The organism is Bacillus paranthracis, assembly GCF_024296885.1.
GTDB lineage: Bacteria > Bacillota > Bacilli > Bacillales > Bacillaceae_G > Bacillus_A > Bacillus_A paranthracis.
The window spans coordinates 3,527,274-3,543,785 of sequence record NZ_CP101135.1 but is presented as its reverse complement, the minus strand read 5'-3'; the positions used below and the strand labels follow the sequence as shown (position 1 = coordinate 3,543,785).

The following is a 16,512-nucleotide window of genomic DNA, read 5'->3' as shown; positions in this document are numbered from 1 at the left end:
ATAGCTGTGAATTTACCAAATAAAATTACAATATCTAGAATCTGCTTAATTCCAATTTTTATGGTAATTATGTTAGCACCCTTTGATTGGGGTTCATACACAATTGGTGATGTTGATTTACCAATTCAACATTTAGTAGGAGCGCTTATCTTTATTGTTGCTTCGGCTACAGATTGGATTGATGGACATTACGCGAGAAAGTATAATCTTGTAACAAATTTAGGGAAGTTCCTTGACCCGTTAGCGGATAAATTACTTGTTTCAGCAGCACTTATTACGTTAGTTGAGATGCAATACGTACCTGCTTGGATCGTTATTGTCATTATAAGCCGTGAGTTTGCGGTAACTGGTTTACGTCTTGTACTTGCTGGAACAGGGGAAGTAGTTGCGGCAAATCAACTAGGGAAAATTAAGACATGGACACAAATCATCGCGATTGCGGCATACTTATTACACGATGTACCTTTAAATTTAATCCATATTCCAGTTGCTGATATCTTTATATGGATTGCGTTAATTTTTACTGTTATTTCAGGATGGGATTATTTCTGGAAAAATAGAGCTGCTTTTGTAAACTCAAAATAGAAGTTTATGGGGGAATTGGGATGAATGCTGAAATTATTGCGGTTGGAACAGAATTATTACTTGGACAAATTGCAAATACAAACGCCCAGTTTTTATCTGAAAAGTTAGCTTCAATCGGCATTAATGTGTACTACCATACAGTAGTTGGAGATAATAACAAACGATTACAGCAGGCGATTGAGGTTGCAGAAGAACGTGCGGACATGCTTATTTTTACAGGTGGATTAGGCCCGACAAAAGATGATTTGACGAAAGAAACAATTGCGTCTAGCTTAGAGGAAAAGCTTGTATATGATGAAAATGCATTAGCATTAATAAGTAATTATTTTAAACGTACAGGTCGTGAGTTCACTGAAAATAATAAAAAGCAGGCACTCGTTTTGAATGGAGGAACTGTATTTGCAAATGATCACGGTATGGCACCTGGTATGGGGTTAAATAAGAACGGAAAAGTTTATATCTTATTACCAGGACCACCGAAAGAAATGAAGCCAATGTATGTAAGTTATGTAGAGCCTTTTTTACGTAACTTTACAACAGGAGAAAACATTTATTCTCGCGTGCTTCGCTTCTTTGGAATTGGGGAATCTCAATTAGAGGTGAAAGTTCAAGATTTAATTGATGGACAAACGAATCCGACAATCGCCCCGCTTGCCAATGATGGAGAAGTAACATTACGTTTAACGGCTAAACATCAAAATGTTCATGAAGCGGAGAAACTCATTCAGCATGTGGAAGATTTGATTTTAGAAAGAGTTGGAGAATTTTTCTACGGGTATGACCAAGAGTTTCTACATTATAAGGCGATAGAGTTATTGAAGAAAAAAGGATTAACTTTAGCGTGTGCGGAAAGTTTAACAGGTGGTCTATTTGGTAATCAAGTAACAGAAAACGCTGGTGTGTCTTCCGTATTTAAAGGCGGTGTCATTTGTTACCATAATGATGTGAAGCAACATGTATTACATGTACCTGAGGAAGTCTTGTCTACTGACGGTGCAGTTAGTAAAGAATGTGCTCGTTATCTTGCTGAAAATGTTAGAGAATTATTAAAAGCGGATATCGGAATTAGTTTCACTGGGGTAGCAGGACCGGATGCTTCAGAACATAAAGAGCCGGGAACTGTATTTGTTGGATTGGCGATTAAAGATGAACCAACTGTAGTCTTTCCTCTAAATTTAAGCGGAAGTCGTCAACAAATTAGGGAACGCTCAGCAAAATATGGATTTTATCATTTGTATAAAAAGCTAGAAGAGATATAAGTCTCTTTTAGCTTTTTTTAATGGTTAAATGTGGTTATATTTAATGAAAAATAAAAAAAACGAATAAATGTTCGATTTTTGTTGGCAAATTGAATTGAAAATAGGTATAATAAGATTAGCAATTCAGTTAAGGAGGAATTTTGAATGAGTGATCGTCAAGCGGCATTAGATATGGCGTTAAAACAAATAGAGAAGCAATTCGGTAAAGGTTCAATTATGAAATTAGGAGAACAAGCGGAGCGTAGAGTTTCTACAGTTTCTAGTGGTTCTTTAGCACTTGATGTGGCATTAGGGGTAGGCGGATACCCACGTGGCCGTATTATCGAGATTTATGGACCTGAGAGTTCAGGTAAAACAACAGTTTCATTACATGCAATTGCAGAGGTACAGCGCCAAGGTGGACAAGCAGCATTCATCGATGCGGAGCATGCAATGGATCCTGTATATGCACAAAAATTAGGTGTTAACATCGATGAATTACTATTATCACAACCTGATACAGGGGAGCAAGGTTTAGAAATCGCAGAAGCACTTGTACGAAGTGGTGCGGTTGATATTATCGTAATTGACTCTGTAGCAGCTCTTGTACCAAAAGCTGAGATTGAAGGAGACATGGGTGACTCACACGTAGGTTTACAAGCTCGTCTAATGTCTCAAGCACTTCGTAAACTTTCAGGTGCAATCAATAAATCAAAAACAATCGCAATCTTTATTAACCAAATTCGTGAAAAAGTTGGGGTTATGTTCGGAAATCAACTACAAGTTGCTTAATCGTAAAGATTAAGGAGTTTACCATGGGTTTCCCTTGCTAGTGATAGCATGTTAAAAACCTTGTGAACCTTATTGCCTAAGGGTGTAACTATCCATATAGTTGCTAACGGTGAAGCCCACCATTATTTAGGGTAATACCGTGCCAAGCTCCATAGTGATATGGGGAAGGTGTAGAGACTACCGAAAAGAACTTTTAGTTAACTGAGTAGGGTACGGCAGATGATAGGCTACTGCTGGAAGTGCAAGGCTCTCTGTAAAGAGATGAAGAGATAGTCCGGACTATAGAGATGGAAAATCTATAGATAGTGCCAGAAACAACTCCAGGTGGTCGTGCGTTGAAATTCTATTCAACTGTTCGTCTTGAAGTACGTCGTGCGGAGCAATTAAAACAAGGTAACGACATTGTTGGTAATAAAACAAAAGTAAAAGTAGTTAAAAATAAAGTGGCACCACCATTCCGTGTTGCGGAAGTTGATATTATGTACGGAGAAGGTATTTCAAGAGAAGGTGAAATCTTAGATATGGCTTCTGAACTTGATATCGTTCAAAAGAGCGGTGCTTGGTACTCTTATAATGAAGAACGCTTAGGGCAAGGTCGTGAAAATTCGAAGCAGTTCTTAAAAGAAAATACGGATTTAAGAGAAGAAATTGCCTTCTTTATTCGTGAGCATCACGGAATTAGCGAAGATTCAGGTGCTGAAGATATGGAAGATCCAAGTCTTCTTGATTAAAGTGGGATAAAAGACACGGCTTCGTGTCTTTTATTTTTGTATCATTATGAAAGCGTTGTATATCGTTGGAGATAAAATATTTAATCCATCTAAAACAGTATGTGTACAGAGGGATATATGCGTGTTTTACATGAATAAACTGGAATTTACTAAGGTTTTCCAGGATAATATGCTCTCTGCTTTTTAAATTCCTATATAAATTAGAGCTGAAGGTAAAGAAAGTAAAAGTAGACAACGCTTGACAATGAAAATTGCGATAGATACAATGAGAATGTATATTTTTTCTTATATACGAAACACTCTTCTCAAGAAGAGAAGTAATATTCGGAGTAAGACTTAAATCTTGCCGAAATAATAATATGACATTTTAATTGTGAAATGAAGAAAGTCCCTTAAAAAAGCGGGACGACGGTCTTTGCTGTATGTTGTTATTCAATGTACATGCCGACAGTCTTTTTTCATTCATAGCAAGGGGAGGTGAAATCATGAGTAGTACTGCAGTTTGGATACTCATCTCCATTTTGCTTGCAACAGTCGGTGCAGTTGTTGGCTTTTTTGTTCGAAAGTCTATTGCTGAAGCGAAGATTAATGGTGCAGCTAATGAAGCGAAACGTATTATAGATGAAGCGAATCGTGAAGCTGAAGCACTTAAGAAAGAAGCGCTTTTAGAAGCAAAGGATGAAATTCATACACTTCGTACAGAAGCTGAATTAGAAATTCGTGACCGTAGAAGCGAATTACAAAAACAAGAAAATCGTTTAATGCAAAAAGAAGAGAACCTTGATCGTAAAGACGAAACGCTCGATAAACGCGAGCAACAGTTAGAAAAGAAAGAGGATTCTCTTGTAGCGAGACAACAACAGATTGAAGAGTTGGAAAGCAAAGTGGGAGAGTTAGTTCAAAAGCAACAAACAGAATTAGAGCGCATTTCCAATCTGACACGCGAACAAGCGAAAGCAATTATTCTTGGTAAAGTAGAAAGTGAAGTTTCTCATGAAATTGCCGTAATGGTAAAAGAAAGTGAAGTTCGTGCGAAAGAAGAAGCAGATAAGAAAGCAAAAGAGATTTTATCTCTTGCAATGCAGAGATGTGCAGCTGATCATGTTGCTGAAACAACCGTTTCGGTTGTAAATCTTCCAAATGACGAAATGAAGGGACGTATTATCGGACGTGAAGGTCGAAATATTCGTACGTTAGAAACGTTAACAGGTATTGACCTAATTATCGATGATACACCAGAAGCGGTTATCCTTTCTGGATTCGACCCAATTCGTCGTGAAACAGCTCGTATCGCTCTTGATAAACTAGTACAGGACGGACGTATTCACCCAGCGCGTATTGAAGAGATGGTCGAAAAATCAAGACGTGAAGTGGACGAGTATATTCGTGAAGTCGGAGAGCAAACAACGTTTGAAGTGGGTGTTCACGGTTTACATCCAGATTTAATTAAGATTTTAGGTCGTTTAAAATACCGTACAAGTTACGGGCAAAACGTCTTAAAACACTCTATGGAAGTTGCATATTTAACTGGACTTATGGCAGCAGAGCTTGGTGAGGATGAAAAACTAGCAAGACGTGCTGGTCTATTACATGATATCGGTAAAGCGATTGACCATGAAGTAGAAGGTAGCCACGTTGAAATTGGTGTTGAACTCGCAACGAAATATAAAGAGCATCCTGTAGTTATAAACAGTATTGCATCTCACCATGGGGACACAGAACCAACTTCTATCATTGCAGTTTTAGTTGCAGCAGCAGATGCATTATCAGCTGCAAGACCTGGAGCTCGTAGTGAAACACTTGAGAACTATATTCGTCGTCTTGAAAAGTTAGAAGAGATTTCAGAGTCTTATGAAGGCGTAGAAAAATCTTTCGCAATTCAAGCAGGACGAGAAGTTCGTATTCTGGTAAAACCAGATACAATTGATGATTTAGAAGCTCATCGTTTAGCTCGTGATATTCGAAAACGTATTGAAAATGAACTGGATTACCCAGGGCATATTAAAGTAACTGTTATTCGTGAAACACGCGCAGTGGAATACGCAAAATAAAGTGGTGAAACACCACTTTATTTTTTTGTGTTGGAATTGGTTAAAATAAAGGAAATTAGTTATACCTAGCATACAAGTGAAACAAACTTATAATAAATATATTGTAAGATAATTACTTGAAGCTATAGTAATAAAAAATGTAGTACATAGGAAGGGTAAGACATATGAGAATATTATTTGTTGGGGATGTAGTAGGATCTCCTGGTAGAGGTATGATTCAACAATACGTACCGGCATTAAAGAAGAAATATACACCTACAGTAACCATTATTAATGGGGAAAATGCAGCAGGTGGACGTGGAATTACGGAAAAAATATACCGAAACTTTTTAGAATGCGGAGCACAAGCGGTTACACTTGGAAATCACGCTTGGGATAACCGTGAAGTATTTGAATTTATTGATGATGCAAAATATCTTGCAAGACCAGCTAACTTCCCAGAAGGCACTCCAGGAAAAGGGCTTATTTTTGTGAACTGTAATGGAACAGAAGTTGCAGTTATTAACTTACAAGGACGTACGTTCCTTCCTCCGATTGATTGTCCATTCCGTAAAGTGGATGAATTAATTAACATTGCGAAAAAACGTACGAATATTATTTTTGTTGATTTCCATGCGGAAACTACAAGCGAAAAACAAGCGTTAGGTTGGTATGTAGATGGTCGTGCTACAGCGGTAGTAGGTACACATACGCATGTTCCTACAGCAGATAATCGCATTTTACCAAGCGGAACGGCATATATCACAGATGTCGGTATGACAGGGCCGTACGATGGAATTTTAGGTATGGACCGAGAAGCAGTATTGAAGAAGTTTTTAACAAACTTACCAGTACGATTTGAAGTGACAAATGGTAGAACACAATTAAGTGCAGTGCTAATTGATGTGGACCCTAATACGGGAAAAGCTAAGAAAATTGAGCGTATCTTAATTAATGATGATCAGCCATTTTTTGAGTAATTCCTATTAAAATTTAGATAAGTTATTATTTTTTAATTTTTTAGAAAAATTACAGAAATTTAGCAGGAATACGTGTCATTCCTCGTGAATATAAGTTAAAGTGAAATAATTGCTAATACTTTTTATAGAAACGAGGAGGAAACGCGGAATGGAAATATTAAAAGTTAAAGCAACGTCGGTCCCTAATTCTGTAGCTGGTGCACTTGCAGGTGTTATTCGCGAACGCGGAACAGCAGAAATTCAAGCCATTGGTGCAGGTGCATTGAACCAAGCGGTAAAGGCAGTAGCAATTGCAAGAGGATTTGTAGCGCCTAGTGGTTTGGACCTGATTTGTATCCCAGCGTTTACGGATATTATGATTGATGGGGAAGAGCGTACAGCAATAAAATTAATTGTAGAACCTCGTTAAGTTTAAACAACCTGTTTGCAGTATGCAAACAGGTTGTTTTTATAATGGAGGAATGAAAATGAAAATTTTTGATGCTCATTGTGATGTGCTTCTTCAGTTATGGAGTGCACAAGGGAGAAAGGATTTTAAACATGATTCGCAATTACATATTACATTTGAACAGTTAAAGAACAGAAAAGGAAGTATACAATGTTTTGCTATATATGTGCCAGAAACAGTGGCATATGAAAACCGATTTGAAGTAGCATTGCAAATGGTAGATATTTTTTATAATGAAATTTTATCCTTACCAGGTGTGAAGTTTATTCAGACAAAAGATGATATGAACATGTTAAAACAGGACGAGATTGGAGCGATATTAACATTAGAAGGATGCGAAGCAATTGGAAAAGATGCAATGAAATTACGGTTGTTGTATCGCCTAGGAGTACGTTCTTTTGGACTAACATGGAATTATGCCAATCTATTAGCTGATGGTGCGCTAGAGACACGTGGGGCAGGTTTAACGACTTCTGGTAAACATGTTGTACAAGAACTGAATGCGTTACATGTATGGACTGATGTGTCTCATTTGAATGAAAGAAGTTTTTGGGATGTGATTGAAATTGCAAAAAATCCTATTGCTTCCCACTCAAATTGTATGAAACTTTGTCAGCACCCACGTAATTTAAACGATGAACAACTTAAAGCTCTTATAAAGCGAAATGGCATGATCGGTGTCACTTTTGTACCGCAGTTTCTAACAAATGAAAAACAAGCGAATATAACAGATATAATAAGACATATCGAATATATTTGTTCATTAGGTGGAGAGAACAATATAGGGTTTGGTTCGGATTTTGATGGGATATTAGAAACGGTTGTAGATGTATCAGCGTATCGAGATTATGAAAATGTAATGAACGAGCTTTGTAAACACTATGCTGCATCTACTGTAGAGCGATTTTTATATGATAATTTTGTTGAACATATAAGCTTTTAAAATTTTTGTTTTAAAAATCCAGAAAAATTAGAATTAATTCATTTGATATTATTGCTTTTTTTAAGACCTAATACTAGAATGAAAAACAAAATAGCTTTATACTAAAGATTCAGGGAAATCAGAAGAGGCATAATTTGCGTCCATTGTAGTTTATTTGCATAAAAAATGCTAAACTATTACTGTAAAAAAATACACTACAATGAATGCAGCCAAAAGGGGTGTAGGAGATGATTAGTCAACTTTCATGGAAAGTTGGAGGCCAACAAGGTGAAGGAATTGAAAGTACAGGAGAAATCTTCTGTATTGCATTAAACCGATTAGGATATTACCTATACGGTTACCGCCACTTCTCATCACGTATAAAAGGCGGCCATACAAATAATAAAATTCGTGTAAGTACAACAGAAGTACGCGCGATCTCAGATGATTTAGATATTTTAATTGCTTTTGATCAAGAAACAATTGATTTTAACTTCCACGAACTACGTCCGGGCGGGATTGTAGTTGCAGATGCGAAATTTAATCCGACAATACCTGACAATACAGATGTAAATCTATATGTGATACCGTTTACAGATATTGCATCAGAATTAGGCACATCATTAATGAAAAACATGGTTGCTGTTGGAGCATCAAGTGCGGTATTAGGATTAGATGAAACAGCTTATTTAGATGTTGTTGAAGAGATCTTTGGTCGTAAAGGAGAGCAAGTCGTTCAAAAGAACATGGACGCAATTAAGCGCGGCTCTCAATATATGAAAGAGTTACTAGGTGAGAAAGTAAACATGATGCAGCTTGAAAAAGCTGATGGTCAGAAGCGCATGTTTATGATTGGGAACGATGCGATCGCATTTGGTGCAGTAGCTGGTGGTGCTCGCTTTATGTCTGCATATCCAATTACACCTGCATCTGAAATTATGGAATACTTAATTAAAAAATTGCCAAAAGTCGGCGGAACAGTAATCCAAACTGAGGATGAAATTGCAGCTTGTACAATGGCAATCGGTGCAAACTATGCTGGTGTTCGTACATTAACTGCATCTGCTGGTCCAGGTCTATCTTTAATGATGGAAGCGATTGGTTTAGCAGGTATTACAGAAACGCCATTAGTAATTGTTGATACACAACGTGGTGGTCCAAGTACAGGATTACCAACGAAACAAGAGCAGTCTGATTTAATGGCAATGATTTACGGTACGCACGGTGAAATTCCAAAAATCGTAATGGCGCCAAGTACAGTGGAAGAAGCTTTCTATGATATTGTAGAAGCGTTTAACTTATCTGAAGAATATCAAGTACCTGTTATTTTCTTAACAGATTTACAGCTTTCTTTAGGGAAACAGACAGTAGAACCACTTAAGTTAGATAAAGTGGAAATTCGTCGTGGTAAGCTTGATTTAGAAGCGGAATTACCAGAACGTGAAAATAAAGCATACTTCAAGCGTTATGAAGTAACAGAAGATGGCGTTTCACCACGTGTTTTACCTGGTATGAAAAATGGTGTTCACCATGTTACAGGTGTAGAACATGATGAAACTGGTAAACCATCTGAATCAGCATTAAACCGTAAAGATCAAATGGACAAACGTTTCCGTAAAATGGAGAACTTGAAGTTTAATACCCCTGTTTATAAAAATGTTAAGCATGAAGAAGCAGACGTATTGCTTGTTGGATTTAACTCAACTCGTGGTGCGATCGAAGAAGCAATGGAGCGCTTAGAACAAGAGGGTATGAAAGTAAACCATGCTCATGTGCGTTTAATTCACCCGTTCCCAACAGCTGAAATCGATCCACTTGTGAAAAATGCGAAGCGTGTTGTAGTGGTAGAAAACAATGCAACAGGTCAACTTGCTAACATTATGAAAATGAATCTTGGTAACGGTGAGAAAATTTCTAGTCTTTTAAAATATGATGGGAACCCATTCTTGCCGAAAGAGATTTACAACGAATGCAAAAAAGGGGTTGTATTAAATGGCAACATTTAAGGACTTTCGTAACAGTGTAAAACCAAACTGGTGCCCAGGTTGCGGAGACTTCTCGGTGCAAGCTGCAATTCAACGTGCGGCAGCTAACGTTGGCTTAAATCCAGATGAACTTGCTGTTATTTCTGGTATCGGCTGTTCAGGTCGTATTTCAGGTTATATTAATTCATATGGTGTGCATAGTATTCATGGTCGTGCCCTTCCAATTGCACAAGGTGTAAAAATGGCAAACCGTGATTTAACAGTTATCGCATCAGGTGGTGACGGTGATGGATTTGCGATTGGTATGGGACATACGATCCATTCTATTCGTCGTAACATTGACATTACGTACATCGTAATGGATAACCAAATTTACGGATTAACAAAAGGGCAAACTTCACCACGTAGTGAAGCTGGATTTAAAACGAAAAGTACACCACAAGGTTCAATTGAACCGTCACTAAATGTTATGGAAATGGCTTTAACAGCTGGTGCAACATTTGTGGCACAAAGCTTTTCAAGTGATTTAAAAGAATTAACACAAATTATTGAAGCTGGTATTAACCATAAAGGATTTTCATTAATTAACGTATTCAGCCCATGTGTTACTTACAATAAAGTAAATACTTATGATTGGTTTAAAGAGAATTTAACAAAACTAAGTACAGTAGAGGGATATGATCCGTCTAATCGCATGATGGCTATGCAAACATTAATGGAAAACAACGGATTAGTAACAGGGTTAATTTATCAAAATACAGCGCAGCCTTCATACCAAGAACTAGTAAAAGGCTATAGTGAGAAGCCTTTAGTGCAATCTGATTTAAACATGGATCAGAAAATGTTTGATGAGCTTGTTGCTGAATTTATGTAATGTAAGAAGAGGAGGTTGCCATTTGGCAGCCTTTTTTAATGAGTAAAAATATAAAGCAGTCTTATTTACTTGGAAAATTCAGAATGGTAAAATAATATATAAATCGTTGTATGAAAATTGCATGTTCATTAACTAGGAAATGTAATAATAGGATAAGCCTTCTTCTTTGTAAAAATTGGCGAAACACTTCATACTATGGTAATGTGTATAGGGATAAAGCAATATGCTTTTGAGTAGGACAAAAGAAATACAAAAAGGGAATGTCTATTTGTGTGGGGAAGACTTCATTCTTATAGATGATTAGATTGATTACTCAAGTTTCAAAGGACAAGTATCTCTCAAGCTATCTAACCATTTTTGAGGTGGGTCTAAGCGCATTAAAATGGACTACAAAGTGTGTATAGTTAAGGGTGAAAGGAGATTACCGATGAACGAGCAACAACGATTAGCAAGTCAACAAGTGAATTCCTCTACGAAAAAAGAAGAGAAAGATTATAGCAAATACTTTGAAAGTGTATACCAACCACCTTCCTTAAAAGACGCGAAAAAGCGAGGGAAAGAAGAAGTTAAAATTGAACGGGATTTTGGCTTACCTGAAGAGTTTCGCAATTTCGGTACAGGAAGAAAGTTTTATATTCGTACATATGGTTGTCAAATGAATGAGCACGATACAGAAGTAATGGCGGGTATTTTCACTGCACTTGGATATGAACCAACCTTTTCAACTGAAGAAGCAGATGTAGTATTATTAAATACTTGTGCTATTCGTGAAAATGCTGAAAATAAAGTGTTCGGTGAACTAGGGCATTTAAAGGCACTAAAACGAAGAAATCCTGATCTTTTAATTGGTGTATGTGGTTGTATGTCCCAAGAGGAATCTGTTGTAAATAAAATTATGCAAAAAAATCAGCATGTAGATATGGTGTTTGGAACGCATAATATTCATAGATTACCGTACATTCTAAAAGATGCAATGTTCTCGAAGGAGACGGTAGTTGAAGTTTGGTCCAAAGAAGGAGACGTAATTGAAAATCTTCCGAAAGTACGTCGTGGTGATATTAAAGCTTGGGTAAATATTATGTATGGCTGTGATAAGTTCTGTACATATTGTATCGTACCGTATACACGCGGAAAAGAGCGAAGCAGACGTCCAGAAGACATTATCCAAGAGATTCGTCATTTAGCTGCGAATGGTTATAAAGAAATTACGTTACTTGGACAGAACGTAAATGCATATGGTAAAGACTTTGAAGATATAGAATACGGTCTTGGCGATTTAATGGACGAACTCCGTAAAGTTGATATTGCCCGTATTCGTTTTACAACGAGCCATCCACGCGATTTCGATGATCACTTAATTGAAGTGCTTGGAAAAGGTGGCAACTTAGTAGAACATATTCACTTACCAGTTCAATCTGGAAGCACAGAAATGTTAAAAATTATGGCGCGTAAATATTCACGTGAGCATTATTTAGAGCTTGTAAGAAAAATTAAAGAAGCAATTCCAAATGCGGTATTAACAACTGATATTATCGTCGGTTTCCCGAATGAAACAGATGAGCAATTTGAAGAAACGATGTCGTTATATCGTGAAGTAGGGTTTGATACTGCCTTTACCTTTATTTATTCTCCGCGTGAAGGTACACCAGCTGCAAAAATGAAAGACAATGTACCGATGGAAGTAAAGAAAGAACGTCTGCAACGCTTAAATGCATTAGTAAATAAATTGGCAATTGAAAAGAATAATCGTTATAAAGGTCAAATTGTAGAAGTGTTAGTTGATGGGGAAAGTAAAAATAATCCAGAAGTACTTGCAGGTTATACTCGTACGAATAAACTTGTAAATTTCGTTGCTCCAAAGTCTTTAATTGGTCAGCTTGTGAAAGTAAAAGTAACGGATGCAAAAACATGGTCTCTTAACGGAGAATTAGTTGAAGAGCCGATTGAGGTGGAATAATAGATGAAAGTATATTCGAAAGATGAAATTGTTGAGCAAGCGAAAGAATTAGCAAAAATGATTTCTGAAACAGAAGAAGTTGATTTCTTTAAGAAAGCAGAGGCGCAAATTCATAAAAATGAAAATGTGAAGCGCGCAATTGATGAAATTAAAGCACTGCAAAAACAAGCAGTAAACTTGCAACATTACGGGAAATGGGAAGCTTTGAAAAAAGTAGAAGCTGAAATTGATGCCCTGCAAGATAAGTTAGATAGTATCCCAGTTGTACAAGAATTTAAATCTTCACAAACATATGTAAATGACTTACTACAGCTAGTTGCAAGTACGATTTCTAACAACGTAACAGATGAAATATTAATTTCAACTAATGGCGATGTATTGAAGGGTGAAACGGGCGCAGCGGTAGAAAGTAAAAAAGGAAATTGTGGTTGTTAAAGAGATGTCGAATTGACATCTCTTTTTTTAGTGAATTAAACGTAAGTTCTTCTCAAAAAAAGAATGACACATTCCGCTATTGTCACGCATATGATTAAGTGAATAGTGATTGAGGAGGGTTACGAATGTCCGAATTTAGAGAGATTATTACAAAAGCAGTGGTTGGAAAAGGACGTAAGTATACAAAGTCAACGCATACATGTGAATCGAATAATGAGCCAACAAGTATTTTAGGGTGCTGGGTAATTAACCACTCGTACGAAGCAAGAAAGAATGGAAAACATGTGGAAATTGAAGGTTTCTACGATGTGAACACTTGGTATTCATTCGATGGCAATACAAAGACAGAAGTTGTAACAGAACGTGTAAACTACACAGATGAAGTAAGCATTGGATATCGTGATAAAAACTTTTCTGGTGATGATTTAGAAATTATTGCTCGTGTCATTCAGCCACCAAATTGTTTAGAAGCTCTTGTATCACCAAATGGTAATAAAATTGTTGTAACGGTAGAACGTGAATTTGTAACAGAAGTAGTTGGCGAAACGAAAATTTGTGTAAGTGTAAACCCTGAAGGTTGTGTAGAATCAGATGATGCTTTCCAAATTGAAGATGATGAGTTTGAAGAGTTAGATCCGAACTTTATCGTTGATGCAGAAGAAGAGTAATAGAAAGCTAGGGAGAAGTTCTTCCTAGCTTTTTACTTTACATAAGTGGTGCTTAGATGAACATGATTGCTAATGAAATGTGCTATAATGAAGAAAGACTCCTGAAATAGGAGATAAGAGTGTCCGTGAAATGTGACATATATGAATATAGATTATTATGTAAGAATTATGGAGGATAAGTATGACGCAATATACGCCTATGATACAGCAATATTTAAAAGTTAAGGCAGACTATCAAGATGCCTTTTTATTTTTCCGCTTAGGTGATTTTTATGAAATGTTCTTTGAGGATGCGGTTAAAGCAGCCCACGAACTTGAAATTACATTAACGAGCCGAGACGGTGGTAGTAGTGAACGTATACCGATGTGCGGTGTACCGTATCATGCGGCTAAAAACTATATTGAACAACTTGTTGAAAAAGGATATAAAGTAGCGGTTTGTGAGCAAGTAGAAGACCCAAAAACAGCTAAAGGTGTAGTGCGCCGTGAAGTAGTACAATTAATTACGCCAGGAACGATGATGGAAGGGCGTACGATTGATGAGAAAGAAAATAACTTTTTAGCCGCATTAACACATTTTGAAGATGGATCATATGCGTTAGCTTGTAACGATTTAACGACTGGACAAAATACGGTAACGTTATTGACTGGTTCAGTTGAAGATATTTTATTAGAAGTGTATGCAACTGGTTCGAAAGAAATTGTTGTAGATTCTTCCTTTTCTAAAGATGAACTAAACAAGTTAACTGAAACGTTAAAAATGACGATTTCATATGAAGATGCAACGGCAATTCCTGAAGGGCTAGAACATCTTGTGAAAAACGTTTCACAAGCAAAGTTAATTAAAGCAGTTGGACGCTTATTTAACTATGTAATAAGAACGCAAAAACGTTCATTAGATCATTTGCAGCCAGTGGAAATTTATTATACGAATCAATTTATGAAAATTGATGTGCATTCAAAGCGAAATTTAGAGCTGACAGAAACACTTCGAACGAAAGAAAAAACAGGATCATTATTATGGCTATTAGATAAGACGAAGACTGCTATGGGTGGTCGTATGTTAAAACAGTGGATGGAACGTCCACTTATACAGAAAGAACGAATTGAAGAGCGTTTAGAAATGGTTGAAACGTTTGTAAATGATTACTTCTTGCGTGAAGATTTAAAAGAAAAGTTAAAAGAAGTATATGATTTAGAACGTTTAGCAGGGAAAGTGGCATTCGGTAATGTAAATGCAAGGGACTTATTACAGTTAAGACGATCTTTACTGCAAGTACCAGCTATTTTAGAAGCGATTAGTTTGTTAGATAACGCGTATGCAGCGAGATTAATTCAAGGTGCAGATCCATGCGAGAGCTTAACAGAATTACTAGGAAGAAGTATTCAAGAAAATCCACCGCTTTCTATTAAAGATGGAGATATTATTAAAGATGGTTATAATGACAAGCTTGATCAATATCGTTACGTGAGTAAAAACGGAAAAACGTGGATTGCTGAGCTTGAAAAACGAGAGCGTGATATTACAGGAATTAAATCGTTAAAAATCGGATACAACCGTATTTTCGGTTACTACATTGAAGTAACGAAAGCGAACCTTGGAGCATTACCAGAAGGCCGTTATGAGCGTAAACAAACGCTTGCTAATGCGGAACGTTTCATTACAGATGAACTAAAAGAAAAAGAAACATTAATTTTAGAAGCTGAAGAAAAAATTGTACAACTAGAATACGATTTATTTACAGCGCTTCGTGAAGAAGTAAAAGTATTTATTCCGAAATTACAGCATTTAGCGAAAGTGATTAGTGAATTAGACGTACTGCAAAGTTTTGCGACAGTGAGTGAAGAGGAACAGTTTGTAAAACCTGTACTAACAACGAAGCGCGAAATTTTCATTAAAGATGGTCGTCATCCTGTCGTAGAAAAAGTATTGAACGGGAAATTGTATGTACCGAATGATTGTATTATGCCAGAGAATATGGATGTATTTTTAATTACAGGACCGAACATGTCTGGTAAAAGTACGTATATGAGACAATTAGCACTTGTAACGGTTATGTCGCAAATCGGTTGTTTCGTACCAGCAACAGAAGCAGTATTACCTGTATTTGACCAAATCTTTACGAGAATTGGCGCAGCAGATGATTTAATTTCAGGTCAAAGTACATTTATGGTCGAAATGTTAGAAGCGAAAAATGCAATTGCAAACGCATCAGAAAGAAGTTTAATTTTATTTGATGAAATTGGACGCGGTACATCTACGTATGATGGTATGGCACTTGCACAAGCGATCATTGAACATATTCACGACCAAATTGGTGCAAAAACGTTATTCTCTACACATTATCATGAATTGACAGTGCTAGAAGAAAGTTTGGATCAACTGAAGAATGTACACGTTTCAGCTATTGAAGAGAACGGAAAAGTAGTATTCCTTCATAAAATTCAAGACGGGGCAGCAGATAAAAGTTACGGAATTCACGTTGCGCAACTTGCGGAGCTTCCAGATAGCTTAATTGCTCGTGCGAAAGAAGTGTTAGCGCAATTAGAAGGACAAGAAGAAATTATTATTCCAAAGCGTGTAGAAGTGAAAATGCAAGAGCAAGAAGTAATTCCAGAACCTGTAGTTGTAAAAGAAGCGCCAGTAGAAATAGAAGAAACAAAGGTAGAGAATGAAGAAGAATCACAACTATCATTCTTTGGTGGAGAACAGTCCCCGAAAAAACAAGACAAGCCAGTTCTAGATACAAAAGAAACGGCAGTACTTGCGCAAATTAAAAAAATTGATTTACTTGATATGACACCTTTAGAAGCGATGAATGAACTGTATCGCTTACAGAAAAAGTTAAAGAAAGGATGAGTAAGTA

Annotated in this window: 12 protein-coding genes and 2 pseudogenes; all 14 read left to right on the top strand. The window is 36.7% G+C overall.

Annotation, left to right across the window (positions count from 1 at the left end; translation table 11 throughout):
- The first annotated feature begins 6 nt into the window (after positions 1-6).
- Positions 7-585, top strand: a complete 579-nt coding sequence (pgsA, locus tag NLJ82_RS18200) for a CDP-diacylglycerol--glycerol-3-phosphate 3-phosphatidyltransferase (RefSeq protein WP_001052965.1) — start codon at positions 7-9, stop codon at positions 583-585.
- Between the two features lie 20 nt (positions 586-605).
- On the top strand, positions 606-1,844 hold the full coding sequence (gene cinA / locus NLJ82_RS18195; protein WP_000990720.1) for a competence/damage-inducible protein CinA: 1,239 nt from the start codon (positions 606-608) through the stop codon (positions 1,842-1,844).
- Positions 1,845-1,988: 144 nt separating this feature from the next.
- Positions 1,989-2,597, top strand: a pseudogene (recA, locus tag NLJ82_RS18190) (recombinase RecA); the annotation flags it as partial.
- 326 nt (positions 2,598-2,923) lie between these two features.
- A pseudogene (locus NLJ82_RS18185) lies at positions 2,924-3,346 on the top strand (recombinase RecA family protein); the annotation flags it as partial.
- A 485-nt stretch (positions 3,347-3,831) separates the two neighbouring features.
- Positions 3,832-5,397, top strand: a complete 1,566-nt coding sequence (gene rny, locus NLJ82_RS18180; RefSeq protein WP_000099355.1) for a ribonuclease Y — start codon at positions 3,832-3,834, stop codon at positions 5,395-5,397.
- Positions 5,398-5,561: 164 nt separating this feature from the next.
- A complete protein-coding gene (ymdB, locus tag NLJ82_RS18175) occupies positions 5,562-6,356 on the top strand; it encodes a 2',3'-cyclic-nucleotide 2'-phosphodiesterase (RefSeq protein WP_001221095.1) in 795 nt (264 codons plus the stop codon).
- Between the two features lie 148 nt (positions 6,357-6,504).
- The gene (gene spoVS, locus NLJ82_RS18170; RefSeq protein ID WP_000404341.1) at positions 6,505-6,765 is read left to right on the top strand and encodes a stage V sporulation protein SpoVS; all 261 of its coding nucleotides are present in this window, start codon (positions 6,505-6,507) and stop codon (positions 6,763-6,765) included.
- 58 nt (positions 6,766-6,823) lie between these two features.
- Positions 6,824-7,747, top strand: coding sequence for a dipeptidase (locus NLJ82_RS18165; RefSeq protein WP_000688054.1), 924 nt, complete (start codon positions 6,824-6,826; stop codon positions 7,745-7,747).
- A 227-nt stretch (positions 7,748-7,974) separates the two neighbouring features.
- Positions 7,975-9,732, top strand: a complete 1,758-nt coding sequence (locus tag NLJ82_RS18160; protein WP_000625425.1) for a 2-oxoacid:acceptor oxidoreductase subunit alpha — start codon at positions 7,975-7,977, stop codon at positions 9,730-9,732.
- Complete coding sequence (locus NLJ82_RS18155; protein WP_000190154.1) at positions 9,719-10,585, top strand: 2-oxoacid:ferredoxin oxidoreductase subunit beta; 867 nt, start codon at positions 9,719-9,721, stop codon at positions 10,583-10,585. Before NLJ82_RS18160 ends, NLJ82_RS18155 begins: the two co-directional genes overlap by 14 nt.
- A 427-nt stretch (positions 10,586-11,012) precedes the next feature.
- Entirely contained in the window at positions 11,013-12,542 is a 1,530-nt protein-coding gene (gene miaB / locus NLJ82_RS18150; RefSeq protein WP_001005403.1) for a tRNA (N6-isopentenyl adenosine(37)-C2)-methylthiotransferase MiaB, read from the top strand.
- Positions 12,543-12,545: 3 nt separating this feature from the next.
- The gene (locus NLJ82_RS18145) at positions 12,546-12,977 is read left to right on the top strand and encodes a YlbF/YmcA family competence regulator (protein WP_000870462.1); all 432 of its coding nucleotides are present in this window, start codon (positions 12,546-12,548) and stop codon (positions 12,975-12,977) included.
- 125 nt (positions 12,978-13,102) lie between these two features.
- Complete coding sequence (gene cotE / locus NLJ82_RS18140; protein ID WP_001288798.1) at positions 13,103-13,645, top strand: outer spore coat protein CotE; 543 nt, start codon at positions 13,103-13,105, stop codon at positions 13,643-13,645.
- Positions 13,646-13,826: 181 nt separating this feature from the next.
- Positions 13,827-16,505 (top strand): DNA mismatch repair protein MutS, encoded by a 2,679-nt coding sequence (mutS, locus tag NLJ82_RS18135; protein WP_000196017.1) that lies wholly within the window; start codon positions 13,827-13,829, stop codon positions 16,503-16,505.
- The last annotated feature ends 7 nt before the right edge of the window (positions 16,506-16,512 follow it).

Bases quoted from the DNA above. Each gene is read 5' to 3' on its own strand.
- miaB (WP_001005403.1), top strand. From the start codon at position 11,013: ATGAACGAGCAACAACGATTAGCAAGTCAACAAGTGAATTCCTCTACG.
- NLJ82_RS18160 (WP_000625425.1), top strand. From the start codon at position 7,975: ATGATTAGTCAACTTTCATGGAAAGTTGGAGGCCAACAAGGTGAAGGA.
- cinA (WP_000990720.1), top strand. From the start codon at position 606: ATGAATGCTGAAATTATTGCGGTTGGAACAGAATTATTACTTGGACAA.
- NLJ82_RS18165 (WP_000688054.1), top strand. From the start codon at position 6,824: ATGAAAATTTTTGATGCTCATTGTGATGTGCTTCTTCAGTTATGGAGT.
- rny (WP_000099355.1), top strand. From the start codon at position 3,832: ATGAGTAGTACTGCAGTTTGGATACTCATCTCCATTTTGCTTGCAACA.
- ymdB (WP_001221095.1), top strand. From the start codon at position 5,562: ATGAGAATATTATTTGTTGGGGATGTAGTAGGATCTCCTGGTAGAGGT.
- NLJ82_RS18145 (WP_000870462.1), top strand. From the start codon at position 12,546: ATGAAAGTATATTCGAAAGATGAAATTGTTGAGCAAGCGAAAGAATTA.
- cotE (WP_001288798.1), top strand. From the start codon at position 13,103: ATGTCCGAATTTAGAGAGATTATTACAAAAGCAGTGGTTGGAAAAGGA.
- mutS (WP_000196017.1), top strand. From the start codon at position 13,827: ATGACGCAATATACGCCTATGATACAGCAATATTTAAAAGTTAAGGCA.
- NLJ82_RS18155 (WP_000190154.1), top strand. From the start codon at position 9,719: ATGGCAACATTTAAGGACTTTCGTAACAGTGTAAAACCAAACTGGTGC.
- spoVS (WP_000404341.1), top strand. From the start codon at position 6,505: ATGGAAATATTAAAAGTTAAAGCAACGTCGGTCCCTAATTCTGTAGCT.